Origin of the sequence: Chelatococcus sp. GCM10030263 (assembly GCF_042666455.1) — a bacterium.
In the GTDB taxonomy this organism is placed as follows: Bacteria; Pseudomonadota; Alphaproteobacteria; order Rhizobiales; family Beijerinckiaceae; genus Chelatococcus.
Genome location: NZ_JBHTDB010000005.1, coordinates 578651 through 592437, shown reverse-complemented (window position 1 = coordinate 592437; position 13787 = coordinate 578651). Strand labels below are relative to the sequence as shown.

Sequence of the window (13787 nt, the reverse complement as noted above, 5' to 3'; positions counted from 1 at the left end):
GGTTCGGCGCCCAACTAGGGAGGCAGCCTTGGTTCAAGAGAAAGCCGTCATCAGCAAGGTGGCTTGGCGGTTCATTCCGCTCCTGATCACCTGCGCGTTTCTCGCCTATCTCGACCGCGTCAACGTCAGTTTCGCGGCCATCACCATGAATGCGGATATCGGCCTTTCGGCCGCCGCTTACGGTTTTGGCGCGGGCGTTTTCTTCCTCAGCTACGTCCTCTTCGAGGTTCCATCCAACATCATTCTCGAAAAGGTCGGCGCGCGCCGGTGGCTGGCGCGAATCATGGTCACCTGGGGCATCATTTCACTCTGCATGGTCTTCGTGCGGGGGGAGTACAGCTTCTACATCCTGCGTGGCCTGCTCGGCATCGCCGAGGCCGGTCTTTATCCCGGCATCGTCTACTTTCTGTCGACTTGGTTCCCGGCCGAGTACCGCGGCCGCATCGGCAGCCTCTTCTGGCTTTCGATCCCGCTGTCGACGGTCATCGGCGCACCAATCTCCGGCCTCATTCTCGGCCTTGACGGAGTTTGGGGCCTGCAAGGCTGGATGTGGCTCTTCATCCTGGAGTCGCTGCCCACCATTTTCATGGCCTTCGTCCTCCTGCGGGTCCTGACCGACAGGCCGGCCGAAGCCGATTGGCTCGAGCGTGACGAGCGCGAATGGCTGGTGGAGCGCATGGCGAGCGAACAGGCCGCGGCATCCCAGGAAAGCCCCCATAGCGCTTTGGCCGCCATCACGGACAGCAGAGTTCTCGCGATGGGGCTGGTCTGCTTCGGCGCCGTGATCATCAATTACGGTGTGAGTTTCTTCCTTCCCACGATCATCAAGGGATTCGGACTGTCGAATACTGCGGTCGGCGTCGTATCCGCCCTTCCCTATGTCGCTGCCCTCGGCGGCATCATGACATTCGGCTATATCTCCGATAAGACCGGCAGTCGTTTCGGCTGTACCGCAGTCGCCATTCTGCTGGTCGCCGCGTGCCTTGTACTCTCCACCTTCTTCGATGGGCTGGTGCTCAAGATGGCCGCACTGACGGCCGCCGGCTTCTTCATGTTCGGTTATCTTCCTGCCTTCTGGGCAATACCGCAGCAGTTCCTGCGGGGCGCCGCCCTGGCATCGGGAATTGCCGCCATCAATGCCATCGCCAATGTCGCTGGTTTCGTCGGCCCGTATCTGATGGGCTATCTCCGCGACACGACCGGCAGCTTCGAGGCCGGACTGAGGACGCTGGCCGCCGTCGGTGCGTTGTTCGTGCTGTGGCTGCTGGCGGTCCGCAGAGGGACGCAGCGCCAGTTGCGCTCGGCGCCCGCGCGATAGCGCGCGGGCAGTTCCAACCACCCCTTCACGCCTGCCGCGCTCGCCGCGCGAGGCGACACATTGCGCGAACGGAAGGAATGGCCGCGATGAAGACGAAACGAGGCTTCATCTATGCGTTACTGTTCAGTCTGTTGATGATCAGCATGCTCGACCGCATCAACATGTCGGTCGCCGGCAGCTCGATCGCCAAGGAGATGAGCCTCAGCCCCACGGCTCTCGGCTATCTGTTCTCCTCTTTCCTGTGGATCTATATCCTCTGCCTCCTACCGGCCGGCGCCCTCACGGACCGGCTCGGCTCACGGCGCACCGTCGCCTGCGCCGTGGGCTTCTGGTCCATCGCCCAGATGCTCGGCGGCTTCGTATCGTCGCTCGTCCCGCTGCTGTTGACGCGGCTCGGGCTGGGGGTCTTCGAGGCCGCGACGAACCCCGGCGCCAATCGCGTCATCCGCGAATGGGCGCCGCGATCCGAGCGTGGGCTCGCCTCGGCCATCTGGATCAGCGGCTCGCTCGCCGGGCCGTCGGTCGGCGCCCTGCTCGTCGCCTGGCTCGTGTCCGATTTCGGCTGGCGCTCGTCCTTCATCGTCACCGGCCTCATCGGCATCGTCTGGGTCGGCATCTGGTTGCTCGTCTTCCGTTTGCCCGAGAAGGCAAGCTGGCTGCATCCCGACGAGCGAGCGAAGATCCTGGCGGAGCGCGACCATCAATCGGCCAGCGTATCGGATGGCCACAGCATCGGCTATCGCGGCTTATTCGCCTCGCGCACCATGTGGGGGCTCGCCGTAACACAGGGCTGCCAGACCTATACGGCCTATTTCCTCCTGACATGGCTGCCCGGCTACATGCAGATGTCCCGCGGCTTCTCCATCATGGGCAGCGGCATCTATACCGCGCTGCCCTACGGCTTCGCGATCATCTTCTGTCTGCTGTTGAGCTATTTCAGCGACCGCCTGCTCGACCCGGAGAAGCTGCGCGGCGGCAAGCGGCGCTATGCCGTCGCCTTGGGCACGCTCGCGGCCGGCGTGGTTCTGCTGACGCCCTTTGCCTCCTCCACCACGATCATGGTCGTGCTGCTCACCATCGCGCTCACCTTCAACGGCGCGTCGCAATCGTGGAACTTCGCCCTGACGAATGACCTGCTCACGTCGCAGAACGACGTGGGCCGCGCCTTCGCCTTCCTGACCTTGGGCGGCAACAGCTTCGGCATCCTGGCGCCGATCGTCACGGGCTATCTCGTCTCCAGCACGGGGAGCTTCACCACCGCTTTCATCGTCTGCGGCGTGCTTGCCGTCATCGGCGCACTCACGGCGATCTTCGCGACGCGCGGCACGATCGGCGAAGCCAGCCCGGACCCGGTGGCCCAGCCCGTCCACTCGATGGCATGAGCCGGCCGGTGATGCAGGCGGACCCCGGCCAAGGACAGTCCATGCGGACGAAGACGTTCCTCTACGCCGCCATCGGACCGGCTTTGACCTGTCATCTGCTCGACAGCGATGGCGCGCGGCTGACCAAAGGGGACAGTCTGCGCCTGCCGGCCGCCGTGCAATATGCCGTTGCACATAAGTCGGGCCGCACGCTCTATGTGGCCTCGAGTGACGGCGCGCCGGGGCTCGGCATCGCCGGCAGCATCCACCGTCTCGAGGCATTCCGCATCGAGCCAAGAACTGGGGCGCTGACGCCGCACGGCGCGCCACGCGTACTGCCGTCGCGGCCGATCCATGTCTCGGCCGATCCCGCGTCCCGGCACCTGCTCGTCGCCTACAGCGTTCCGGCGGCGGTCGAGATCTATCGCACCGCGCCGGACGAGACGCTCGGCAGCTTGGTGGGGCAGCTGGCGGCGATCACGCTCGGCCGGTTTCTCCACCACGTCCATGTCACGCCCGACGGCTGCCGCGCCATCCTCGTCTGCCGCGGCCATGACGCGACCACGGAGCAGCCGGAGCAGCCGGGGTCGCTGAATGTCTTTTCCTTTGACGACGGGCAGCTTCACGACCAGCAGGTCGTGGCGCCGCAAGGCGGCTACGGCTTCGGCCCGCGCGATGTCGACTGTCATCCTGCAAAGCCTTGGCTCTATGTGTCGCAGGAACGGCAGAACGAACTCGCGATGTTCGCCTGGAGCGCGGATGGCGCGCTCGAAGCCGAGCCGCGCTTACGCGTGTCGACCCTCGCCGCGGCCCGGCCCGATGTGCATCAACTGGCTGGCCTCGTTCGCGTGCATCCGAACGGCCGCTTCGTCTATGTGGCGAACCGCGCGCCGGAGATCCGCGGGCCGGGACACAGGCCCGCTTTCACGGGCGGCGACAACACCATTGCGGTCTATGCCATCGATCCCGAGAGCGGTGAGCCGCAGCTCATCCAGCATGTCGATACGGCCGGCATTCACTGCCGTTGCTTTCAGATCGACGCGAGCGGCCGCCTGTTGATCGCGGCTCATATCACCGCCCTGAAGGTACGCGAAGGCGCCTTCGAACGCCTCGTGCCGGCGGGTATCTCGATCTTCCGCATCGCCGACGACGGCCGGCTGACGCTGGCGCGGCGCCACGAGGAGGACGTCGGCGACGATCTCTTGTTCTGGATGGGACTGGTTGCCGTGCCAGGCGAGCAGAGCATGTCAGCCTGACACGCGCGGGCATTTTGGAGAGGATAATGTCAGAGCCTTATGTCTATCGCGGCGCGATCTATCGCAATAATGACCAATTGCGCGCCTGGCACGCGCTGGCCGAGCCCGAGGAGGTTCTCGACCCGGGCTTGCCGATCATCGATCCGCATCATCACTTCTGGGAAACGCCGCAGCGCGGGCGCTATCTGCTGCACGAGTTCCTGGCCGATCTCAACAGCGGCCACAACGTCGTCCAGACGATGTTCCTGGAATGCGAGGCGATGTACCGCGCCTCGGGCCCCGAGGAGATGCATCCGGTCGGCGAGGTCGAATTCGTGCGGGGCATAGCTGCCATGAGCGCATCCGGCCAATACGGCCCGGCGAAGATCGCGGCCGGCATGGTCGGCTTCGCCGAGCTCACCCTCGGCGCGCGCGTCCGCGAAACGCTCGAAGCCGAGATCGCCGCCGGCGGCGGCATCCTGCGCGGCGTGCGCTATTGCATGCCCTGGGACAAGCATGACGAAGTTGTCAAATATGTCGCCCGCTATATCCCGCCGGGCCTCCTCTTCGATGCCAAGCTCCGAGAAGGCTTCGCTGAACTTGCCAAGCTCGGTTTGACCTTCGATCTGTGGATGTATCACACGCAACTGCAGGACGTGGTTGCGCTCGCACGCGCCTTCCCCGACACGACGATCATTCTGAACCATGTCGGCGGCGCCTTAGGTGTCGGCCCCTATGCCGGCCACCGCGCCGAGGTCTTCGAGGTCTGGCGGAAGAACATCCTGGCCGTGGCAGAATGCCCGAACGTGCGCGTCAAGCTCGGTGGTCTCGGGCTCCTGCATTTCGGCTTCGATTTCCATCTGCAGGACAAGCCCCCCTCCTCGCAAGCGCTCGCCGACGCCTGGCGACCCTATATCGAGACCTGCATTGAGGCCTTCGGCCCGCGGCGCGGCATGTTCGAAAGCAATTTCCCGCCGGACAAGCAGTCCTGCAGCTATCTGACCTTGTGGAACGCCTTCAAGCGGATCACGGCCGGCGCTTCCTCCGATGTAAAGGCGGCGCTGTTCAGCGGCACGGCCGCCGATACCTATCGCTTGACCTGACCTGCCTTGATGGACGGCGCGGGACGAACGCCGTCCGTCGACACCGCCGCAGCCTGATGCGGACGCCCTCGCGGGGCATTCTGCCTCGCCTCAGCACAAAAGTAATATCATATATTTACCAGCGCAACGGCTGGACGTGGGAGGGACGGGAATGAGCCAAGCACAGTCCTTGGCGCTCGAGGCGCCGGACGCCGCTGCCGTCGGCGTCGACGAGCGCGCGCTCATGAGGAAGGCGGCGATGCGAATGCTGCCGCTGCTCTTCATCTGCTATATCGCCAACTACTTGGACCGCGTGAATGTCAGCTTCGCCGCACTGACGATGAATCGCGATCTCGGCTTCAGCGCCACCGTCTATGGGCTGGGGGCGGGCGTGTTCTTCATCGCCTATCTGCTGGGGGAGGTGCCGAGTAACCTGATCATGCAGCGGGTCGGTGCCCGGCTGTGGATTGCCCGCATCATGATCACCTGGGGGATCATCTCCGGCCTCATGGCCACGGTGTCCGGGGAGACGTCCTTTTACATCCTGCGCTTTCTGCTCGGCTTTGCCGAGGCAGGCTTCTTTCCTGGCATTCTTTTGTATCTCACCTGGTGGTTTCCCGCGGCCTATCGCGCGCGGATCATCAGCATGTTCATGGCCGCCGCGCCGTTCGCCGTGGTCATCGGCTCGCCGATCTCGGGATTCGTGCTTCGCATGGACGGCATTGCCGGCCTGCACGGCTGGCAGTGGCTCTTCATCCTGGAGGCGGTGCCCTCCGTCGTGCTCGGCGTCTTCGTCCTTGTCTATCTGATCGATCGGCCGGACCAGGCCCGCTGGCTCAAGCCCGCCGAGCGGACCTGGCTCGCGGAGCGCCTGGCCTTCGAGCGGCAGGAGCGCGAGAAGGTCGTGAAATGGAGCATCTGGCAGGCGATGTCGCATCCGCTCATGCTGGCGCTCACCCTCGCCTATACAGGCGCGGCGATCACCAATTACGGCCTGTCGTTATGGACACCTCAAATCGTCAACGCCTTCGGGTCGCTATCGACAGTCGAGGTCGGCTTCATCGCGGCCCTCCCCTATCTCTGCGCGACGGTCGGCATGATCTTGTGGAATCGCCATTCCGACAAAACGAGGGAGCGGCGCTGGCACGTCGCCTGCGCGGCACTGCTCACCGCCGTGGGCTTTGCCGGCTGCACGGTGCTGGCGGCGCCCACCCTGATCGTCGGCTCGCTCTGCGTCGCCGCGATCGGCTCCTTCTCGCTGGTCTCGTCCTTCTGGACCTTGCCTGCCGCCTTCCTGTCCGGAACGGCTGCCGCGGTTGGTTTTGCCATGATCAATGCGGTCGGCAGCGGCATCGGTGGCTTTGCCGGCCCTTATGTCATCGGCTTGCTTCGCGACCGCACCGGCAGCTTCTCGATGGCGCTGCTGCCGATCGCCATCGCGCCGGTGATCACGGCATTGATCGTCCTCGGCGTCACCCGGCGGCCGATGACAAGCCAGTAGGAGCTGGCTGAAAAAAAAGGCGGCGAGATGAAAACCTCGCCGCCCGCTGTCTTTTGGGCCTGCCGGTTCTATGGAGGAACGTTCAGGCCTGCACCTTTGAGAATTTCTGCAGGCTGCGCACGAAGGCGGGCTTCGGCGTCTGGAACACGGTCTCCCAGGCGGAATGCGAGACCTCGCCGATATAGAGATCGCCACGGGAGTCGACCGCGCCCGTATGCGGCGCGATGAAGGTGCCGGGCTCCGTGCCGGCATGGGGACCGCCGAGCCGCGCCTGCAGCCGGCCATGGCGGTCGACGATCGAGACGCGCGGGCCGAGATTGGGATAACGACGATGAATGGCGAGAAAAGGCCCGAGCTCGCCGATGAAGAAAATGGGGTCGTCCGGGTTCACCATGGTGAGCCCGCAGGCCCTGTGCAGGTTGTTCCACTGCTCGATGAACCGGCCATCGCCGTCGAAAACCTGGATGCGATGGTTTTCACGGTCGGCGACATAGACCCGTCCGGCGCTGTCGCAAGAGATGTTGTGCACGATATTGAACTGACCGGGATCGGTGCCGTATTCGCCCCATGAGAGGATATGCTGTCCATCGGGGCTGAACTTGTGCACGCGGGCGTTGCCGTAGCCGTCGGCCACATAGATGTCGCCCTCGGGTGACAGCGCCACCTGGGTCGGGCGGTTGAAGGGCTTGCCGCTGAATTCCGGCGCGGCTTCTCCGGGCGTGCCCAGCGTGAACAGCACCTCGCCGCCGAGCGTGCATCTATAGACGCAGTGGTTGCCCTCGTCGACGCAGTAGATCGTCTCGTCGGGTGCCATCGAGATCGAATGCGGGCGCTGGAACATGCCCTCGCCCCAAGACTTCAAGAAATTTCCGTCGCGATCGAAAATGACCATGGGATGGCCGCCGCGATTGAACACATAGACGCGGTCTTGCGCGTCGACGGCGACGCCGCCGACATCGCCGAGGCTCCAGCCGTCCGGCAACTTTCCCCAGCCCTCCTCGACGCGATAAGTGAATTCACCGCTTCCAACGATCGTGCTCATCGGCACGTCCTCCCTGATTTGGCTCACGGCCGGCAGGCGCGCTGCGCGCCGGCTATGGGTATGGCGAGAATCACGGTCGATTGCTCTTTACGTACGGGCTTCGCGAGACGCGCGGAGGCGTTGTCTGCCATGCTTAGAGGGCGAATGCCGGCGTCTTCGGCGGCTCGCCCCGTAAAACGGCGATGACATTGTCGACGCTGAGCTCCCAGGCGGATTGGCGTGCCTCCGCCGTGCAGCCACCCATATGCGGCGAGAGCACGACATTGCCCATCGAGAAGAGCGCTTCGGGCACCTCCGGCTCGAATTCGAAGACGTCGAGCCCTGCCCCGGCGATCTCGCCGCGCCCGAGCGCGTCGACGAGGTCGTCGATCTTCACTACCGCGCCGCGCGAGACATTGATGAGGATGGCGCTCTTCTTCATGCGCGCGAGCGCCCGGACATCGATCAGATGGCGCGTTTCGGCATTGAGCGGGCAATGAAGGCTGACGACATCCGACACGGCGAGAAGCTCGTCGAGCGGCAGATAACCGGGTGTGCCCTCACCCGAGCGCGAGAAGTGGCGGACCGTCATGCCGAAGGCTTCCGCCCGGCGGGCGACCTCGCGGCCGATATGGCCGAGACCGACGATGCCCATGATCTTGCCCGGGAGGGCGACACCGTCCCAGCGCCCGCCCGGCATCCAGCCGTCCCTCTTCCATTGGCCGGACCGCACATAGCGATCCGCCGCCAAAATGTTGCGCGTCAAGGCGAGCATGAGGCCGATGGCGTGGCTCGCCGTATCAGCCGAAAAGCTGTCCGGGCAATTGGTGCCCCAGATGCGCCGCGCGCGCATGGCGGCGATATCCATATTGTCGAAACCGGCCGTCGCATTGGCGACCACGCGGAGCTTCGGGGCATGCGCGATGAGCTCCTCGTCGATCTTGAGCTCCGCCTGCGTGATGAGCCCGACGCAGTCGCCCATAAGGCCGAGAATCTCGCAGCGCGGCATGCCCTTGAGCTGGTCCGCCCCCTGCATCACCGAGGCGTGCCGCTCGAGCTTTGCAACGAGCGCATCGGAATAGCGGCTGGTGATGACGACAAGCGGTTTCGGCATGATCTCTCCAAGCACTCTCTCAAACACTCTGTTGCTTTTCTTAGGCGCGGTGTCGCCGGCGCAAGCGCGGCTCTCCGCCCTGAGCGGCGCCTGTCAGCCCGGTATGCGCGTCGCCTGGCGAATGACGAGGCGCCAGTTCGCGCCCTCGACCCTCCAGACGAAAGTGTGAAGAAGCGCGAGGCGGTTGCGCGCCTTGCCGCGTTCGCCGACGGCCATCTCGACGATGCCGTTGCGCACCACATATCGGCCGTCGGCATAGGTGCGGGCAGAGCGCGTCTCGACCGTCTCGTAATCATAGAGGCCCTGGCGCAGGCCGGCGAAATACTCCGCCTTGCTTTCGGCGACGCCGGTCGAATGGATATAGACGACATCATCCGCGAGCAATGCGTCCAGCCGGTCGTAATCGAGCGCGACCATCGCGTCATAGAGCCGGCGCTCCCAAACTGCGGCCGTCGCGGCCATATCCGGCGATTGCGTCATGTCATCTCCGTCGTCTGCGGCCGATTTGGCGCGCGAAGAAAACCTGCGGCAGTATGTGCGTCGCGAGGTCCGTCCTCATCCCCTCTCACAGCCGCCGCAGCATTCACGCGGTCTGGCGGCGGCCACTGCCAATTGACAGCAAATAAATACTATTATATTTCCAAAGGCAAGATCGAGACGGCCCATCGAACGGCTCACGACAGGACGGCCCTGAGCGGCCGGAACGCCTAGGCGTGACAGTCGACCGCAAGAATACGTCAAGATGTGAGGCTCGATCGCGAAGGACTAAAGCGAGGGCAGGAACGCGTGGTTGCCGCCGACCGAAAGATCGAATCCGCGGAGAATTCCGCCACACCGCTGATCAAGATGTCGGACGTCAAGGCAGCCGCCGCCGGCCCCTCGGCGGCGCCGGGCCGGCTCGCGAAGATCTTCTCGCTCGACGATTTCCAGCTCGCTGCTGAGCGCTGCCTGCCGCGCTGTGTCTATGGTTTCGTCTCCGGCGGTGTAGAGACCAATGTCTCGCGTGAGGCCAATCGTGCGGCCTTCGCCGACTGGTCCTTCCGGCCGCGCGTGCTCGTCAACACCGTCGGGCGCAGCCAGGCGGCGACGCTCTTCGGCCAGACCTTCCGCGCCCCCTTCGGCATCGCCCCCATGGGCTCGACGTCGCTCGGCGCCTTCGAAGGCGAGCGCGTGCTCGCCGCAACGGCCTATGAGGCCGGCATCCCGTTCATCCTCAGCGGCTCCACGCTGATGCGGATGGAAAAGATCATCCAGGCCAATCCCGACGCCTGGTTCCAGGCCTATATTCCCGGCGACCGCGCGACCGTCGGCCCGCTTATCGCGCGTGCCGCGCGTGCGGGCTACAGAACGCTCGTGGTGACCGTCGACGTTCCCGTCAACGGCAACCGCGAGAACAATGCCCGCAACGGCTTCTCGCTGCCGCTGCGCCCGACGATGCGGCTCGCCTGGGACGGCATCACCCACCCGCGCTGGCTGGTGATGAATCTCTGCCGCACGCTGCTCAAGAACGGCATGCCGCATTTCGAGAACATCACCATCGAGCGGGGGCCGCCGCTCATCTCGCCGCATGCCGAGCGCTCCTTCGGCCGGCGGGATTCACTCACCTGGGACGACATCGCCTGGATCCGTGCGCAGTGGAAAGACACGCTCGTCATCAAAGGCATTCTGGCGCCGGAGGACGCGCGCCAGGCCGAGGCGGTTGGCGCCGACGGCATCATCGTATCCAACCACGGTGGCCGGCAGCTCGACGGCGCCATGGCCTCGCTCCGGGCGCTTCCCGAGGTCGCCGCGGCTGCCGGCCGTCTTACCGTCATGCTGGACAGCGGCATCCGGCGCGGCACCGATGTCATGAAGGCGCTGGCGCTCGGCGCCTCCTTCGTTTTCGTCGGACGGCCGTTTCTGTTCGCGGCCGCCGTCGCGGACGAGGCCGGCGTGCGGCACGCCATCACCCTGCTCGCCGAGGAGATCGACCGCGACATGGCGCTCATCGGCTGCACGAGCCTGGCGGATCTCAGTCCGGCCTTTCTCGTGCCGGCCAGCGGCAGGCATTGACCGTTCGGCTGGAAAGGCTGTGGTCGCGCCGTTCTTTTCCCGGTCAGCGCTGCGACTGTGCGCGGCGACGCTCCGTGTCGTCGAGATGCCGCCGCATGGCTTCGGCGGCGCCTTCGGGATCACGCGCGAGAATGGCGTCCAGAATGGCCCTATGCAGGGGCAGGGAGATGCTGCGGTTTAGCTTGGGATCGCGGTTGGTGATGCGCAGCGACGCCATCATTTCCGTGCGGATGGCATGGGCGATCGGAGAGAGATAATCATTCTTGCTGGCATGGAGGCAGGCGACATGAAAGGCGAGGTCCGCCTCCATGAAGGCGTCGGGCGAATCGCTCCCCCTCTCCATGGCGTCATAGGCCTGTTTGATGGCGGCGAAGTCCTTGTCCGTCCCGCGCTGGGCGGCCAGGGCGGCGGCCCCCGGCTCGACGATGCGGCGCACCTCCATGAGCTGGTCGGTCCGCCGATCGTTCTCCTGCTTGGCTTGACTGCCCTTCGCCCGACCGCGCCAGGCGAGCACCACAGGATCGAGCTGGTTCCACTCGCTGCGTGGCCGCACCATCGTGCCGCGGCGCGGGCGCGCGTCGAGGATGCCCTTGCCGGCGAGCACATTGAGCGCTTCGCGCAAAACCGTGCGGCTCACGCTGTAGCGTTCGAGCAGCACCTCCTCGCTCGGCAAGAGATCGCCAGGCTTCAGTCGCCCGGAGACGATATCGCTGCCGATCACGTCGACGATCTGCTCGCGCAGGTTTCGCTTGAGTGTCTTGTCCATGAGTGAAGATGATGATTCCGGCATATAATAATACTAAGGTTGATGAGACGAAGTGTCAACGCGTGCCGGCTAGACCTCAAGTCGAAAAAGGCTGAAATTCTAAGCGGATCGCTCACATCGACGCAGCTGTGTGTCTTTGCCGCCTGCCGTCGATGGCGCCAATCGCCGGTCATTCGACGGGCTGCGTTGACAGGCTTCCATTTAGTATTATGATATGAATTACAAGCAATCGACGCGACGTCATCGACAGGCCGTTCGCGCCGATCCGCTGCCCGTTCCATACCTTTCCGTCGCCATGCCCGAGACATCGTCATGAAGATCGAGAAGGTCGTCACAATCGACGATTTGCGCGAGGCCGCGAGGCGCCGGCTGCCCAGGCTCGCCTTCGATTTCATCGACGGCGGCGTCGAGGCCGAACTCTGTCTGCAGCGCAATCGGGCGGCCTTTCAGGCCTACCGGCTCTTGCCGCGCTATTTCACCGACGTGTCGAAGCGCAGTCAGTCGGCGACCATCTTCGGCAAGACCTATGACAGCCCCTTCGGCATCTGCCCGACGGGCCTTGCAGGCCTCTGGCGGCCGGGCGCCGACGACATGCTCGCCGAAGCCGCGGCGAGTGCCAATATCCCCTTCGCCCTCTCCTGCGCCACCAACAGCCCGCTCGCGGGCCTCGTCGGCCGTGCGCCGGGCAATATCTGGTTCCAGCTCTACACAACCCACGACCGCAGCTATGGCCGGCGGCTGATGGAACGGGCGACCGAGCACGGTATCGACACCCTCGTGCTCACCGCCGACGTGCCGATTGCCCCGAAACGCGAGCGCAACATCCGCAACGGCTTCACGCGGCCGCTGCGCCTGAAGCTCTCCACGATCATCGACGGGCTCTCGCGACCGCGCTGGCTCGCCGGTTATCTCAGGGCCGGCGGCGGCACGCCGATGATGCCGAACTGGCAGCCCTTCGCCCCTGAGGGCGCGAGCCCGGATGACGTGGCCAATCTCTTCGCCAGCCAGACACCGGCCTCCGAACAGACCTGGGCGGACCTCGAGCATTACCGCAAGCTGTGGCCGGGCAAGCTCGTGGTGAAGGGCATCCTTCATCCGGACGATGCGCTCCGCGCCGCCGCGCTCGGCGTCGACGGCATCATCGTCTCCAACCACGGCGGCCGGCAGCTCGACATGGCGCCCTCGCCGATCGAGATGCTGCCGCTGATCCGCGCCGCCGTCGGCGACCGGGTGGTGCTGATGCTCGACAGCGGCGTCCGGCGCGGCTCCGACATCCTCATTGCGCTCTGCCTCGGTGCGCAATTCGTCTTTATCGGCCGCTCGACGCTTTACGGCGTCGCAGCCTTCGGCAAGCCGGGAGCGCGCAAGGCGATCGATATCCTGCGCAACGAGATCGATCTCAACATGGCGCAGATCGGCTGTCCCACCCTCGACGGCCTCGGCCCGCACTGCCTCCTCCAGCGCGAGCCGCCCTTCCGCATCGGCTGCGCCGACGATTACGCCGGCCCCGCCCCGACCCCGCTCAGAAAGGCCGGACATGCCTGAGACGATGGCTCCCGTCGTGACCAATCCCGCCAAGCAGCGGCTCGAAGCCGGCGAGCTCGCGCTTGGCCTCATCGTGCGCCTCGCCCGATCGGGCGACATCGCGCGGGTGGCGAAATCGAGCGGGCTCGATTTCCTCTTCATCGACACCCAGCACGGCCTGTTCGCGTTGGAAACCGTCGGCCATATCGCGCAAACCGCCCTCGGGGCAGGCATCACAGCGCTCGTGCGGGTGCGCAGCTGCCGCGATCCGAACATCTCGGTGCTGCTCGACGGCGGCGCGACCGGCGTCGTCTTCCCGGACGTGAATACGGCCGAGGATGCCCGCGCCGGCGTCAATGCCTGCAAGTTCGCGCCGATCGGCCGCCGTTCGGCGACGAGCGGCTATCCCCTCCTCGACTTCCGCCCCGTGCCCCAGGCCGAGGCGATCGCGATCATGAACCGCAACACACTCGTGGTCTGCATGATCGAGACCCTGGAGGGGCTCGGCAATGTCGAGGAGATCGCCGCGGTCGAAGGGGTCGACGTCGTTTTCATCGGCTTGACGGACTTGACGACGAGCATGGGCAAGCCCGGCGGCCTGGGCGATCCGGAGGTCATGGCCGCCGTTGCGCGTGTGGCTGCGGCTTGCAAGGCGCACGGCAAGTTCTTCGGCGTCGGCGGCGACACCAATCTCGAACGCCAGAGCACCTATATCGAGCTGGGCTCGCAATTTATTCCAACGCAGTCGGACGCCGCTTTCATCATGGCCGGGGCGACGAGCGCCGCGGCGAGCCTTCGCGCGCTGGTCTGAGC

Annotated in this window: 12 protein-coding genes; 8 read left to right on the top strand and 4 right to left on the bottom strand. The window is 65.2% G+C overall.

Annotated features, from left to right (window positions below):
* Nucleotides 1-28: 28 nt before the first annotated feature.
* From ACFQU1_RS13055 to ACFQU1_RS13035, 5 genes are all read left to right on the top strand, one after another.
* The gene (locus tag ACFQU1_RS13055; protein WP_378133154.1) at nucleotides 29-1318 is read left to right on the top strand and encodes an MFS transporter; all 1290 of its coding nucleotides are present in this window, start codon (nucleotides 29-31) and stop codon (nucleotides 1316-1318) included.
* Between the two features lie 86 nt (nucleotides 1319-1404).
* Complete coding sequence (locus ACFQU1_RS13050) at nucleotides 1405-2700, top strand: MFS transporter (protein WP_378133152.1); 1296 nt, start codon at nucleotides 1405-1407, stop codon at nucleotides 2698-2700.
* 41 nt (nucleotides 2701-2741) lie between these two features.
* A complete protein-coding gene (locus ACFQU1_RS13045; protein ID WP_378133150.1) occupies nucleotides 2742-3935 on the top strand; it encodes a lactonase family protein in 1194 nt (397 codons plus the stop codon).
* 26 nt (nucleotides 3936-3961) lie between these two features.
* Nucleotides 3962-5017: an amidohydrolase family protein gene (locus ACFQU1_RS13040; RefSeq protein ID WP_378133148.1), complete on the top strand. Its 1056-nt coding sequence runs from the start codon at nucleotides 3962-3964 to the stop codon at nucleotides 5015-5017.
* A 151-nt stretch (nucleotides 5018-5168) separates the two neighbouring features.
* Nucleotides 5169-6497 (top strand): MFS transporter, encoded by a 1329-nt coding sequence (locus ACFQU1_RS13035; protein WP_378133146.1) that lies wholly within the window; start codon nucleotides 5169-5171, stop codon nucleotides 6495-6497.
* A gap of 82 nt (nucleotides 6498-6579) precedes the next feature.
* On the opposite strand, the gene ACFQU1_RS13030 is transcribed toward ACFQU1_RS13035, so the two are convergent.
* From ACFQU1_RS13030 to ACFQU1_RS13020, 3 genes are all read right to left on the bottom strand, one after another.
* Nucleotides 6580-7539, bottom strand: coding sequence for a peptidyl-alpha-hydroxyglycine alpha-amidating lyase family protein (locus ACFQU1_RS13030; RefSeq protein WP_378133144.1), 960 nt, complete (start codon nucleotides 7537-7539; stop codon nucleotides 6580-6582).
* Nucleotides 7540-7672: 133 nt separating this feature from the next.
* Nucleotides 7673-8632, bottom strand: a complete 960-nt coding sequence (locus tag ACFQU1_RS13025) for a 2-hydroxyacid dehydrogenase (RefSeq protein WP_378133142.1) — start codon at nucleotides 8630-8632, stop codon at nucleotides 7673-7675.
* Nucleotides 8633-8725: 93 nt separating this feature from the next.
* Entirely contained in the window at nucleotides 8726-9112 is a 387-nt protein-coding gene (locus tag ACFQU1_RS13020) for a nuclear transport factor 2 family protein (RefSeq protein ID WP_378133140.1), read from the bottom strand.
* Nucleotides 9113-9418: 306 nt separating this feature from the next.
* Between ACFQU1_RS13020 and ACFQU1_RS13015 the strand changes: the two genes are divergently transcribed.
* Nucleotides 9419-10684 carry an alpha-hydroxy acid oxidase gene (locus tag ACFQU1_RS13015; protein WP_378133138.1) on the top strand — a complete coding sequence of 422 codons (1266 nt, stop codon included), beginning with the start codon at nucleotides 9419-9421 and terminating at the stop codon, nucleotides 10682-10684.
* A 43-nt stretch (nucleotides 10685-10727) separates the two neighbouring features.
* On the opposite strand, the gene ACFQU1_RS13010 is transcribed toward ACFQU1_RS13015, so the two are convergent.
* Nucleotides 10728-11450 (bottom strand): FadR/GntR family transcriptional regulator, encoded by a 723-nt coding sequence (locus tag ACFQU1_RS13010; protein WP_378133136.1) that lies wholly within the window; start codon nucleotides 11448-11450, stop codon nucleotides 10728-10730.
* A gap of 312 nt (nucleotides 11451-11762) precedes the next feature.
* Here ACFQU1_RS13010 and ACFQU1_RS13005 point away from each other — a divergent pair, with 312 nt between their 5' ends.
* Both ACFQU1_RS13005 and ACFQU1_RS13000 read left to right on the top strand, forming a co-directional pair.
* Nucleotides 11763-12995: an alpha-hydroxy acid oxidase gene (locus tag ACFQU1_RS13005; RefSeq protein WP_378133134.1), complete on the top strand. Its 1233-nt coding sequence runs from the start codon at nucleotides 11763-11765 to the stop codon at nucleotides 12993-12995.
* Nucleotides 12988-13785: an HpcH/HpaI aldolase/citrate lyase family protein gene (locus ACFQU1_RS13000; RefSeq protein ID WP_378133132.1), complete on the top strand. Its 798-nt coding sequence runs from the start codon at nucleotides 12988-12990 to the stop codon at nucleotides 13783-13785. The genes ACFQU1_RS13005 and ACFQU1_RS13000 overlap by 8 nt, the downstream gene beginning before the upstream one ends.
* The last annotated feature ends 2 nt before the right edge of the window (nucleotides 13786-13787 follow it).

Coding starts and splice junctions, on each gene's coding strand:
- ACFQU1_RS13010 (WP_378133136.1), bottom strand. CDS start 11,450: ATGGACAAGACACTCAAGCGAAACCTGCGCGAGCAGATCGTCGACGTG.
- ACFQU1_RS13000 (WP_378133132.1), top strand. CDS start 12,988: ATGCCTGAGACGATGGCTCCCGTCGTGACCAATCCCGCCAAGCAGCGG.
- ACFQU1_RS13025 (WP_378133142.1), bottom strand. CDS start 8,632: ATGCCGAAACCGCTTGTCGTCATCACCAGCCGCTATTCCGATGCGCTC.
- ACFQU1_RS13045 (WP_378133150.1), top strand. CDS start 2,742: ATGCGGACGAAGACGTTCCTCTACGCCGCCATCGGACCGGCTTTGACC.
- ACFQU1_RS13035 (WP_378133146.1), top strand. CDS start 5,169: ATGAGCCAAGCACAGTCCTTGGCGCTCGAGGCGCCGGACGCCGCTGCC.
- ACFQU1_RS13030 (WP_378133144.1), bottom strand. CDS start 7,539: ATGAGCACGATCGTTGGAAGCGGTGAATTCACTTATCGCGTCGAGGAG.
- ACFQU1_RS13050 (WP_378133152.1), top strand. CDS start 1,405: ATGAAGACGAAACGAGGCTTCATCTATGCGTTACTGTTCAGTCTGTTG.
- ACFQU1_RS13005 (WP_378133134.1), top strand. CDS start 11,763: ATGAAGATCGAGAAGGTCGTCACAATCGACGATTTGCGCGAGGCCGCG.
- ACFQU1_RS13040 (WP_378133148.1), top strand. CDS start 3,962: ATGTCAGAGCCTTATGTCTATCGCGGCGCGATCTATCGCAATAATGAC.
- ACFQU1_RS13020 (WP_378133140.1), bottom strand. CDS start 9,112: ATGACGCAATCGCCGGATATGGCCGCGACGGCCGCAGTTTGGGAGCGC.